The following is a 12,288-nucleotide window of genomic DNA, read 5'->3' on the forward strand; positions in this document are numbered from 1 at the left end:
AAAAAGTCTATAACTATTGTATCATCACAAACGCACCCCAATAATAAGGAATCTCATATTCTTCCTTAAGTTTTAATTGTGCCTTTTTAAATGCTAAAGATTTATTACCCGTTAAAAACCATTGCTGATAAAATTCATTCATCAACTTTTGAGTTGCTTTATCATCAACATTCCATAATGACATGATAATGGATTGCACTCCTGCAATGCTAAAAGCATATTGAAGACCAGATATTCCATCTCCATCGGATACATCTGAAACACCCGATTGACAAGCGGAAAGCACTAAAAGTTCTGTATTATTTAAATTGATTCCTTTCACTTCATAGGCAGTAAGAATTCCATCATTGCCCGATTGGTAGATCTCAAACACATCTCGTTCTTTTTTATGAGCAATTTCTGAAAGAAACAATCCTGATTTTAATAACTGATGATTTAGAATTGGATCTTTTAATTGATTTAAATAAAATCCATGAGTAGCAATATGCAGTATGTTGGGCGCCACACTAATGTTCTTGATATTCTCTTCCGTCGCTTGATCTTTTGACAATACCTTTACATTCCATCCCTTTTTTCTAAATAATTCTGCTGAATTGTCAATTTCAACTGCTGTACCAGGTAGGTTATCTAATTCAAAAGCATATACATCATTGATTCCTCTGCTTTGCAAAGCATCTTCCTCTTCCTTTTTGAAAACAGGATTACCAATCAATAAAATTTCTTTGGATGATTTAATGGTATTTGCCTCCTTTTTTAAGTTAGATGTACTGATGACAAGGTGTATGTCGTTCTCCTCAATGAGGTATTTTTTGGTGATTGGATTTTGAAGAATATTTAAATTGATCACATTATAAATACCATCTTGGCTTACATAGAGTGTTTTTTTCTCTAATCCCAATTCCAAGAGAGCATCTGATATTGGCTTCCAAAAATGATTATAAGGAGGGACATAATCTTTATCGTCAAACATCACATAAGCTTTAGCATGCAGTGATGTACAATTTTTATACTCCTTAATAATGTCTTGTTCTAGTTTGTCTGCTAAACCAATCTCACATAGAAAAGGCTGTTTCATTTTGTTGTCTAGAATTAAAGCAATGTATTTATCCTTTTCTTTTTCAATATTTTTCAACTTGATAATTTCAATAGCTATTTCATCATCAGATAGTTTGTTTTTAATTTCTTCCCACTTTTCTAATGATTTATCTACTTTAATATCAGTTTTCTTGTCACTTGCAAATACCAAAGACTTTTCTAAGTTTTTGATTCTATCAATGGTCATGTAACTGTCTAGTTTTAGCTTTTTTCTATCGCTTACAGAAAGAAAATTTGCAGTGGCTAAACGTGATTTTTGTTGATATAAATTAGCTGCATAATTAGAAAATAATTGCTCATTTCTGTACTTATTAAGTGAAGCAATTTCCTCTTTTCTTTCAATAGCTTCATTTAGGAAGTACTTCCTGTAGTTAATTTGAAGATTGTAGGCTTGCTTTATCATTTTTGTAGAAGCCATTCCTTTTTCAGTTGAAAGTAAACTGAAGAAATACTCAAACACTTCGCTCGAATGATGAATAAAATTGATTTTTTCGTCTTCGCTCGTAAACTTTAGCTGTTCATCGTATTGGGTCAACCTCATATTTACCGCCTTAATGATTAAATCTTCAGCATCATCCCAATTTTGTTGTAATGCCTTAATGTAGGCAATACGAGCCAATAAATAGGGTTGATAAATAGAGGAAGATTCAAAGGAGTTCTGAAGAAGATGATATTGATCTAATGCCTTGTCTAACTTTAATTGTTTTAAGTAAATATTCGCTTTAGCATCAATTATTCTTAAACGTTCCGATTGTTTGTCTAAAAACTGGTGATGATGTGCAATAGTATTTGCCTTATTGAACTCATGATTTGCTTTATCATAATGCCCACCCCTCATTTCTAGATATCCTCTGATGTAATTTAATTTGACTAGAAAATGATGTTTAGGACTTAAATACCCAATTATTTTTTTCTCAATTTCATTTAGTTGCTCCTCATAATTTTCGTGATCACCATGGTGTATATGTGCATAGATTTTAGTGAGTTGAATATCAAAAAAACTATAACTATTCGTCATCTCTCTTTTGGTTAAAAAACGGACTTCACTATCACAAATATTTATAGCATCGGTACTCCTCCCAAGCGTAATAAAAAGTTCACCCAAAATGGTGACAGCATCTGAATAATGTCGAGTGAAAAATATTCTTTCCTGACGCACAATAGAGATCAATTCCATCAATTGAAGCTCAGAAGTAATATAATTTCCTTCAATGTAACTCAGTTCACCGCTTAACCTTAATGACAATAAATTGATGTCTTTGTCAGTAAATGTCACTTGATCTGCTTTACTTAAATAATCGCTTGCCTGTTTGGTATTTCCTCTTTTCAAATAGATGTCAGCCATTCCTAATAAGGTTTTGGCATAGACATTTTTATCTCCATTTTTAGCATTGTAATTCTTCTCTATGATCGTATAATATTGAGTGGCTTTTTTTAAGAATCCTTCCGATTTTAGAATATGCCCCAATTTATAATAAGCAGTTAATGTGTAAGGATGATATTTCCCTAAGTAAGTGTTGAGATGGTTTTTATATTTATCGTAAAAGCTATAAGATAATTTGTACTGATGATCGTTGTAAAAATTATCTGCAATACATAATAACGTTTCTGTATAAAGTGGTGATTTTTCTTTTGAATTGTTGATTAACTGTTCTTGCACTTCACTTAATAATTGATTCGCTTTTTCGAACTGAAACCAATCAACATACACCTTAGCTTTTTGAACTTTTATCCAATGCTCATCGAGTACTTGATGTAAAAACGTGACTTGTTGTGCGTTTGAGTTATATAAGGCTAAGGCTTCATCGAATAACTTTATACTTTCTTCAAAATACTCACCTTCTTTTTTTAATAAAGCTTTGTTGATCAGACAGAACAGATAATCGGGGTGTTGTTTGGTAAGAGTTTTTACATAAATCATTTCTGCCTCGTTAATGAGCCGATTTGCCATTTCCACCTGATTATTTTGTATATACGCAAAAGCCATATAATTATTAACTAATGCGTAATCAGGATATAACCATCCCGAAGAGATGTTCATAATTTCTTTTGCTTCCTCAAGTGCTTCGATAGAGTATTGAAATTCTTTTCTGTTTTTGGTCAGCTCAGCATAAATAAGTAAAGGTAAAAGTACATGTACAGATTGTTCTCCATACTTTGATTTTTCAGATTGTATCCAATCTTCCGAAGCTTGTAATGCTTCATTTAAAGCACCATTATCTTCGAGGTCTAAAATTATTTTAGTTTTAGGATCTTCTGCATTCAATCCAAAACTGATAATAGGTATGAGGTAGAAAAAGATGGAAATGAATTGTCTTTTAATTAGATACATGCAAATTAGGTATAGATAGGGGTTAGTAGTATTCTGATTGATAGTCAATAAGATACGAAAATATCTGTAGATAAAGTAGTTGAGCATAAAAAAAGACTATCAAACTCTTTCTATGAAAGAAGAAGTTTGATAGTCTCAAATATTTATATAAATAGTATTATTTATTTCTTCAAATAAGAAGGTACATTTACCATCGGAGTACCTACTTCAGCAAGGTTATATACCCATGATATAGAGTAGTTTAATGCCAAATCTCTGTGATATGGATGAATTTTATTGATGAAAGGTAATGTCGGATCAGAAATTAGATCCATAGTCTTCATAATAATTTCCACATCTGATTTGTTTAATTCATGCTCTTGAGCACCTAGATGAGGACATAATTTTTCTAAAGTTGCCTGAACTTGTTCTTTATGATTTTCAATCAGCAATGAGGTATAATCAGATACAAAACCGAATTTCATAGCTTCTCTTAAGCTAGATTTAATCACAGTGATGATATCTTGCTCTCTTTTTGATAGTGGTCTCATGATAGTCGTTATAAGTTACTTGTTATTAACACAATCTCAAACAATGACTTATGTCATTGATTATATTCAACTCGCATTATAATTAAAATTTAAAAGAAAACATAATTCTTTAGAGAAAAACACATAACTGATAATAATTGTTGACATGTATTTAATAAGGTTTGTAATTTAGTGTAAATCAACAAATGTTAACGATAATGTAACCCAAACGAATGAAAAACTATCATATACTTAATGGCGACAGTATACTTGAAGCATGGAGACATCAAAATTTTGATGCAGAACCTATCATATTTAGAGAAATGTTGGTGGAAGGGGAGAGCATGATTGAACTATGGACACATCGATTTTTCGAGAAAAGAAAACACTTTTTCTTAACCAACTATGGAGTCTCTTTTGAAGATTATAATAGTAAATCGGGTGTTGAACTTCAAAAAATGAATCAATTGGTCAATGCCACTACAATAACATTGTGGTTTGAGAATGATTTGTTTTGTCATATTAATCTAATGGCGACCCTTCATTTTATTCATCAGCTGAATATGAATGATGTAGAGGTTTACTTAGTGTTGGGAGAGGGAACGAAGGGATTAGGAGAATATACCAAGGAGGCATTCGGCAAGTTGTATCATCAAAAAGTAAAATTGGATGCAGATGATCTTGCATTTGCCTCTAAATTTTGGGAACTCTATACCAAAGCAGATCTTGATAATTTCATCACTTATATCAAAAGATCACCAAAGTTTTTACCCCTTCTTAAAGAGGTGATGACCACCTATATGGAGCAGTTTCCTCAAAAAGAATCGGGTATTAATAAGCTAGAAAGAAGAATTCTCAAATTCCTTAATGATGAGCCACTTACAGAACATAAATTGATTGGAAAGTTATTGAGAAGACAAACGTATGAAGGTTTTGGGGATCTTCAATATGAAAAAATTCTTAAGCAATTATCTTCATCACTAATCGAAAAAGAAGAGGATGATCATTTGGTTTTATCGTCGGAAGGGAAGAAAGTATTAAGAGGTTTACAAAAATTTGATGATGAACAATTGCCTTATCAATTCTATGGAGGGGCCATGAGGACGGAGTACTATTATGATGAAGAAAAGAGTTTTTTAATCGGAAGAAATTAATCATATTTGTATCCGATTTTTAACAAACATCCCTATGAAGCAGTATCACGAGTTATTAGAAAGAATCCTAAAAGAAGGAGCAGAGAAAGGAGACAGAACAGGAACAGGTACAAGATCTGTATTTGGTCATCAAATGAGGTTCGATTTATCAGAAGGATTCCCGGTGTTGACGACAAAAAAACTTCACCTTCGTTCTATAATTCATGAGTTGCTTTGGTTCTTAAAGGGAGATACTAATATCTCTTACCTTACAGAAAACGGGGTTAGAATCTGGAACGAATGGGCTGATGAGAATGGCGACTTAGGTCCTGTTTATGGTAAGCAATGGAGAAGTTGGGCAGGAGCTGATGGAGAAGTGGTCGATCAGATTTCTTGGTTAGTCAACGAGATCAAGACCAATCCAAACTCTAGAAGATTAGTCATTTCAGCTTGGAATGTTGGAGAATTATCTAAAATGGCTTTAATGCCTTGTCACGCACTATTCCAATTTTATGTTGCTGATGGAAAATTATCTTGTCAGTTATATCAAAGAAGTGCAGACGTATTTTTAGGTGTGCCTTTTAACATTGCATCATATGCCTTGTTAACTGTGATGATTGCCCAAGTTTGTGATCTAGAGCCAGGTGATTTTGTTCACACTTTAGGTGATGCTCACTTGTATAATAATCATATTGAGCAAGCGGAACTTCAGTTAACTAGAGATTTCAGAACATTACCAACAATGGCTATAAATCCAGATGTGAAAGACCTGTTTGAATTTAAGTTCGATGATTTCAAATTGGAAGGTTACGACCCTCATCCACATATTAAAGCAGAGGTTTCTGTATAATTTAAAGAAACCTTTGTAAAAAGAAGCCTAGATCATATAAATTTGATTTAGGCTTTTTTATTTTCGTTTAGCTGGAAACGAGAGTAAAAAACTCTAATGAGAAACAAACCTGAATACGTGTATTATGGAAACGTTAAAAAGAGGTGATAAGGTAGCCGTTGTCGCTGCCTCAGGTGTGGTAAACATCGAATCGGTGCTACAAGGAATAGAATTGTTGCGTTCTTGGGGACTAGTTGTTTCTGATGAACAAGAATGGGGAGCCGAATGGGGTTCTTTAGCAGGTGCTGATATTAGAAGAGCAAGCCGATTACAAAAGGCAATTAATAACCCCGAAATAAAAGCCATTTTTTTAGCAAGAGGCGGTTATGGTATCACCAGAATAATTGATACACTAGATTGGTCAGGTTTTATTGATCATCCAAAATGGGTTATTGGTTTTTCAGATGTTACAGCTTTGCATTCTGCGATAAATAATTTGGGGTTTGCGAGTATTCATGCACCTATGGTGGCTCAATTCAACAATAAAGAATTGGAGGTAAGTGTAAATCAACTTCAAGGGGTGTTGTTCTTTAATGAAGCACCTGATATTATAGGAAAAGTAAAAGAAGAGTTTTCCGATCAAACAATTGAAGGTGAAGTTGTAGGTGGAAATCTATGTTTGATAGCCGACCAAATAGGAACATCTTCCGAATTAGACCTAGAAAATAAAATATTGTTTATCGAAGAGGTAGGCGAGAAGGCTTATCAAATAGACCGTATGATGACGAGGTTACTTAGATCGGGTGCCTTAAAAAATATCAAAGCTTTGATTATGGGACAGTTCTCTAGCGTTCCAAACGAAGAGCCTCCATTTTTTCCATTAACGATCAAACAGATCATTAAAGAGAAAGTAAATGTGCCTGTTATTACAGACGTGAGTTGCGGTCATGAAACTCCAAATACTCCAATATTATTGGGCGGAACTTATGTTATTACTTGTTCTGGTAGTAGTGCTGTGATGCAGTTTAAAGGGGTGGACTTACAGGTAAAGCGTTCTTGATTGTATAAATAAATCAAGAACCTTTTCAATTCAATTTATACAGATTCAACATTAGAGGGTAAATTATTTATTTTAGCTATGCTTACTATTGCTCAAAATATAGAACCTAATGATTATGAACCCTCAGAGACTTATTGTCACTTTAAGCTTACTATTATTTTTTAGTGGACTATTTAGTTATTCTTTTTCCCAATCAAGACAAAGAGTTAGTCCCGATGATCTATTAAAGTCATTTAATGGACAGAAAAGGGGAGATATCTATGAATTTGATCAAGATCTAGTATTTGTTAAAGGAAATGCATTTGACAACAAACAACTTTTGATAGGACCAAATCAAACCGTTGCTGTTTGTGGCGACTTAATTATTAATTCAAATATGATCCTTCTTAATGAAGGTAATTTAATAATTAAGGGATCATTAAAAGTAGATAATGTAAAAACATCTCATGTTAACCCATATAAGTTTTCCAATTCTGGTAACGTGATTATTGGAGGGGATTTATTAGGCAAAGATGAGGTGAATGCCATGAATTCAAGCTACTCTACTAACGGTGGTCCACAAACATTACATTCGGGGTATATGCTAGTAAAAGGATCAATAAAAGATCATGATAAAGTGGTTTCTTCAGGTTTAATTTGGGCGACTGCAGTCAATTCACATTCTTATGCAACTATCGCTGGAGTTAATTTAGTGGGTGATTTGATGATAGTAGTCGCTAATATGCCTCAAATGAAAGATATCATTCATCATTTCGAAGAACTTAAAACCAAGGAATGTGATGCATCTTCTTCAGATGGGATAGCAGAAATTGAGGATGCATTGAATCATCAAAACCTAGAAACAATATATAATTCCTCGAAAAATAAACAGTTAATGCACGATTATTCTGTTTATTCAGAATTGGAATTTGACTTAACTACTAAAATTTTATGGCACCCGAATTATAATACCAATGTAACCATTAAGAATTATACCGTGCAGGTATCAAAAGATACTTCCACATTCAAGACAATATCTGAGGTGATACCAAGTAGGGATAAGTCAAAGTTTGAAGTAAGAGACCCTAATAAAGATAATGATCGTTTTATTCAGAAATACTACAAATTTGTGGTTGTGAAGAATGATGGAACAGTTGATGAAGTAATCCTTAAAGGTGCTCAACCAAGACTTCAATATTTTAAACATAAGTTTGGGAATGATGTGATTGAACTTCCTAATTATGTGACTGCCCCCAACGGTCAAAAATATTCAGTATTTCTAGCCAAACCGAATCAAGGTGTACTTACCTTAAACAAAGGTCGCAACTCGACCATTTCATTTGATGTTTACCCTAATGAAATGCTTATAGTCTGTGGTGACTTGATTGTGAATAGCGATGGGGTTGACGTGAAGATTTTTGAAGGAGGAATTTTAGGGGTAACTAGAGATTTTAAGTTCACTCAAAAACCTCCATTATATACAAAAGGTACCTATAGTTTTTCGAATAAAGGGGTAATTTTAGTAGGCCGTGATTATGCCGATATGGCCAACCCTAGTACAGATATCAGAAGGCAACTAACGAAGCAGATTGGATTAATGTTAGTTGGTCATAATTTCACGACGAATAACAAACAGTCTAATGATGGAGTATGGGTAGATTCTTATTTTCAGGTGCATGGAGGAATTATACATGGTATATTTGAACAATCTAGTTTTATAGAAAAAGAGTTTGCAGTACCACAAAATGCTACGAAACTTAATCGAGAGCTCGTTAAAATGGCATTGTATACCTATAAGAATTCTATCAAAGATTCTCAGAAATGTCAAGGTTCTGATTTTCATTTAATAGAAGATAAAATAACAGATGGAGAAAGGACAAGAGGAAAATCAGTAGAGAATATTTACCCTCCTGATATGGTAAAACGTGCTGGTAATTTGGGATTTCAGGACGGTAAAAACTTCGAATTACAAGCTTCTCAAATATTATCATCCGGACAATATGTTCAGAAGTTTCTTCACATTGGACAGGATACGACTCTCACAATTTGTGGTGATTTAGTCTTAGATGGAAATTTCTATATGTCCAATTATGGTAATTTAATTGTCACAGGAGATCTGATTCTTGAGAATAATAATCCGATGACGAGTATTCAATTTAAAGCATTAAACATCGGGAATATTGTTGTAGGGGGAGATTTTAAAGGAGTTGATATAATGACTGAAAGTTATCCTGGTTTTGCTTCTTCTGATGCAGGTAGATCTTTTATTCTAGGTAAAGTATTTAAACACAGTAATACGAATAACCAATGGTTGGAAGAAATAGGAGATGATTCTAACATCTTTCAAATTAATGCTATTGGGGATATTGAAAATATTGGAAAAGACGAAAAATTAGAGGAAGCAATAGATTCGTATTTGAAAATTTCGCAACAATGTAGCGGGGTTAACCAGGAGAGAATAGCTCAAGTAGATACTATTTTGATGAATACGATTGGTCTCGGCTTGTTGCAAATAGAGGCTAAAAAGCAGAAAAGTAAGAAGAAGGTAGAAGTAAAGTGCACACTACCTCATAATGCAAAAATGAAATCACTCTATGTTTTAAGGAGGGATACTAAAAATAAGCAAAAGTATACCCCTGCAAGTTTTTCTGATGTAAGTAGGAAAAAAGGGACTTTTACTTTTCAATTTGTAGATGATCATCTTAATCATTTAGGAGCCCAAGATTCTGTTCAATATATAGTGGTGGGCAGTAGGAGACCTCTCACAATGTCGGGTTCTGGTGCAAGAACATCCAGTACCGGATCAGGTCATCGAAGAATAAGTACAAGTACATCAAATCCAACTAGCGGAGGAGATTTTTTCTCTAATATGATCAATCAGCATAGCGATAAGCTAAAAGTTTCTTCTCCATCCTTTTGGGTACCATTATATGAAGATCAGCCCGTTACATTATCAAGATTTTCAGCAGAAGTAGAAGGGGATCATGTGAACCTTGTTTGGGTAGATGAACAAGAAATAAATGCTTCACATTTTGTAATAGAAAGATCAACTGATGGAAGAAATTATGAAGAGATTTCTGATAAAATTCAAGCATCTGGAAATTCAAATACAGAATTGTCTTACAGCTTTGTGGATGAAAATCCGCCATCAGTAGGGACAGCATACTATCGTTTAAAAGAAGTAGACTTTGATGGTAGGTCAGAAACTTGGGTGCGTTCTGTTCATTTAATAGAATCTGATGAAATGAATGTTCGAATTTTCCCCATCCCAGCCGATGATGTCTTACATGTTCAAATCACTCATCAAGATATGGAAGATGTGACATTAAAGTTAGTCGAAGCAACCACAGGAAGAGTGTCTATACTACATGGTTCTTTTGATTATGATCAAATGATCTATAATGTAAATAGTGTCAACTCTGGAATATATATTGTTGAAATCTTTGCTAATGGAAAAATGATCCACAATCAGAAAATTGTCATCAATTAATAAAATTAGAAATAGTTTCATCATCTTTGTTGAAACAAACAAAAATGATGAAACTTATTTATGTAATGGACCCACAGTGTGGGTGGTGTTATGGCAATAGCAATAATATCCAGAAATTAGTAGAAGCTTTTCCTGAAGTGGACTTCGAAATTATGGTTGGAGGTATGTGGGTAGGAGATCAAGCACCAAAAGGTGGTGATGATATGTTTGCCTATCTTCAAAAACATGCTCCAGGGATGGAACAAAAAACAGGAGCTCTTTTATCAACAGAATTTTATGAGCTGTCAAAAGATGAGACGTACACAATGTCTAGTTTTGAGGCATGCTTAGCAATTAAAATTGTAAAAAATATAGCACCAGAAAAAGCTTTGAAGTTTGCCTCTGAGTTACAAAGAGCTCAATTCTATTTTGGTCAAAGATTCGACGATTTTAAAACTTATTTGGCGGTTCTTCAGAATTTAAATATTGATCCACAGCCCTTTATGGATCAGTTTGGGAGTGAGGAAAATCAAAAAGAAACAATTGACGAAATTAATGAGTCAAGAAAAATGGCAGCAGGTTTTCCAAGCTTGTTTTTAGATACTAGTATGACTGTTGAAAAAATGGCGGCAGGTTATTTTGAAGCAGATGAAATGATAGAACAAGTACGTAGTTACATAGTATGATATGGTCAAATAAAAAAATAGCAATCACAGGTGGTACTTCCGGAATTGGAAAAGCAACATTAGAACTGTGTTTGAAATTGGGTGCTGATGTTGTTTTTTGTGGGAAAGAAGATGAGTTAGTGTCTTTAGTGAACAATCAAACAAAAGCAAAAGGAATTTGTGTTGATTTATCTAAACAAGAAGGGATCGAACAATTTTATGATTTTGTTACTTCAGAATTAGGTGAGATTGACATACTAATTAATAACGCTGGGTATGTTGTTGTTGCTCCTTTGGAAGAATTGAAGAGAGAAGATTTTGAATTGATGTATGGCATCAATGTCATTGCTCCAGCTCTATTAACTCAAAAATTTCTACCCTCATTTAAATCAAAAAAAGAGGGAGATATAGTAAATATTGGAGCCACTGGAGGTAGTTATGGGTTTGAAAAAGGAGCGGCCTATGCATCAAGTAAAGCGGCTTTGCTTAATTTTTCTCAAACATTAATGAAAGAAGTTCGAAAAGATAATATTAGAGTATATCATATTGACCCTTCTTGGACAACCGGCACAAACAATAATAACAAGGGAGGAGAGATACCTTTGGACCAATCAAGATTAACCGCATCAGATATAGCAAAAGTCATTATCAATCAATTAGAACTTCCAAGAAGAGCATTTATACCACAAGTAAGTATTTGGAGCACGAATCCTTAAAAAAATGGATATCACATTTAAATTAGTAACTACAGACAAAGAAATTGAATTAGTCGATCAATTGGCACATCAAATTTGGAACGAACATTATATCCCTATTATTGGTAAAGATCAGGTAGATTATATGTTGGATAAGTTTCAAAACTTTAAAGTGATGAAAGATCAATTATCTGAAGGTTTTGTTTATTATTTAATACAACAAAATGATGCCTCAGTCGGCTATATAGGTTATAAAATCGAAAATCAAGATTTGTTTTTAAGCAAGCTTTATTTATTGAATGCACAAAGAGGAAAAGGGCAAGGTCAACAGTCACTTCGTTTTATCTTTGAAGAAGCAAGAAAGCATCAATTAAATGGGGTGAAATTAACCGTAAATAAATACAATGAAATTGCGATTAAGGCCTATGAAAAATATGGTTTTGAAGTAGTTGATGAAGTTGTTGCAGACATTGGGCAAGGTTACGTGATGGATGATTTTATATTATATAAGCCCGTTTAATT

At 33.5% G+C, this 12,288-nt stretch carries 9 protein-coding genes; 7 read left to right on the forward strand and 2 right to left on the reverse strand.

Going from position 1 to position 12,288, the window contains the following annotated elements; translation table 11 throughout:
- Positions 1-13: 13 nt before the first annotated feature.
- Together KMW28_RS06800 and KMW28_RS06805 are read right to left on the reverse strand one after the other, a co-directional pair.
- The gene (locus KMW28_RS06800; protein WP_169664044.1) at positions 14-3,427 is read right to left on the reverse strand and encodes a CHAT domain-containing protein; all 3,414 of its coding nucleotides are present in this window, start codon (positions 3,425-3,427) and stop codon (positions 14-16) included.
- Between the two features lie 161 nt (positions 3,428-3,588).
- Positions 3,589-3,957 carry a hypothetical protein gene (locus KMW28_RS06805; RefSeq protein WP_066208962.1) on the reverse strand — a complete coding sequence of 123 codons (369 nt, stop codon included), beginning with the start codon at positions 3,955-3,957 and terminating at the stop codon, positions 3,589-3,591.
- A 212-nt stretch (positions 3,958-4,169) separates the two neighbouring features.
- On the opposite strand from KMW28_RS06805, the gene KMW28_RS06810 reads away from it, so the two are divergent.
- The 7 genes from KMW28_RS06810 (at position 4,170) to KMW28_RS06840 (ending at position 12,286) form a co-directional block, all read left to right on the forward strand.
- On the forward strand, positions 4,170-5,090 hold the full coding sequence (locus KMW28_RS06810; RefSeq protein ID WP_169664043.1) for a hypothetical protein: 921 nt from the start codon (positions 4,170-4,172) through the stop codon (positions 5,088-5,090).
- A gap of 34 nt (positions 5,091-5,124) precedes the next feature.
- Positions 5,125-5,919 (forward strand): thymidylate synthase, encoded by a 795-nt coding sequence (locus KMW28_RS06815; RefSeq protein ID WP_169664042.1) that lies wholly within the window; start codon positions 5,125-5,127, stop codon positions 5,917-5,919.
- A 124-nt stretch (positions 5,920-6,043) separates the two neighbouring features.
- On the forward strand, positions 6,044-6,958 hold the full coding sequence (locus KMW28_RS06820) for a S66 peptidase family protein (protein ID WP_169664041.1): 915 nt from the start codon (positions 6,044-6,046) through the stop codon (positions 6,956-6,958).
- Positions 6,959-7,073: 115 nt separating this feature from the next.
- A complete protein-coding gene (locus KMW28_RS06825) occupies positions 7,074-10,427 on the forward strand; it encodes a T9SS type A sorting domain-containing protein (RefSeq protein WP_169664040.1) in 3,354 nt (1,117 codons plus the stop codon).
- Between the two features lie 44 nt (positions 10,428-10,471).
- Positions 10,472-11,092: a DsbA family protein gene (locus KMW28_RS06830; RefSeq protein WP_169664039.1), complete on the forward strand. Its 621-nt coding sequence runs from the start codon at positions 10,472-10,474 to the stop codon at positions 11,090-11,092.
- Positions 11,089-11,787, forward strand: coding sequence for an SDR family oxidoreductase (locus KMW28_RS06835; protein ID WP_169664038.1), 699 nt, complete (start codon positions 11,089-11,091; stop codon positions 11,785-11,787). The genes KMW28_RS06830 and KMW28_RS06835 overlap by 4 nt, the downstream gene beginning before the upstream one ends.
- A 4-nt stretch (positions 11,788-11,791) precedes the next feature.
- Positions 11,792-12,286: a GNAT family N-acetyltransferase gene (locus KMW28_RS06840; RefSeq protein ID WP_169664037.1), complete on the forward strand. Its 495-nt coding sequence runs from the start codon at positions 11,792-11,794 to the stop codon at positions 12,284-12,286.
- Positions 12,287-12,288 lie beyond the last annotated feature (2 nt).

Source organism: Flammeovirga yaeyamensis (genome assembly GCF_018736045.1).
In the GTDB taxonomy this organism is placed as follows: Bacteria; Bacteroidota; Bacteroidia; order Cytophagales; family Flammeovirgaceae; genus Flammeovirga; species Flammeovirga yaeyamensis.

Excerpts from the sequence above, each read along its gene's own strand:
- KMW28_RS06805 (WP_066208962.1), bottom strand. The coding sequence starts at position 3,957 with ATGAGACCACTATCAAAAAGAGAGCAAGATATCATCACTGTGATTAAA.
- KMW28_RS06825 (WP_169664040.1), top strand. The coding sequence starts at position 7,074 with ATGAACCCTCAGAGACTTATTGTCACTTTAAGCTTACTATTATTTTTT.
- KMW28_RS06830 (WP_169664039.1), top strand. The coding sequence starts at position 10,472 with ATGATGAAACTTATTTATGTAATGGACCCACAGTGTGGGTGGTGTTAT.
- KMW28_RS06810 (WP_169664043.1), top strand. The coding sequence starts at position 4,170 with ATGAAAAACTATCATATACTTAATGGCGACAGTATACTTGAAGCATGG.
- KMW28_RS06800 (WP_169664044.1), bottom strand. The coding sequence starts at position 3,427 with ATGTATCTAATTAAAAGACAATTCATTTCCATCTTTTTCTACCTCATA.
- KMW28_RS06840 (WP_169664037.1), top strand. The coding sequence starts at position 11,792 with ATGGATATCACATTTAAATTAGTAACTACAGACAAAGAAATTGAATTA.
- KMW28_RS06820 (WP_169664041.1), top strand. The coding sequence starts at position 6,044 with ATGGAAACGTTAAAAAGAGGTGATAAGGTAGCCGTTGTCGCTGCCTCA.
- KMW28_RS06835 (WP_169664038.1), top strand. The coding sequence starts at position 11,089 with ATGATATGGTCAAATAAAAAAATAGCAATCACAGGTGGTACTTCCGGA.
- KMW28_RS06815 (WP_169664042.1), top strand. The coding sequence starts at position 5,125 with ATGAAGCAGTATCACGAGTTATTAGAAAGAATCCTAAAAGAAGGAGCA.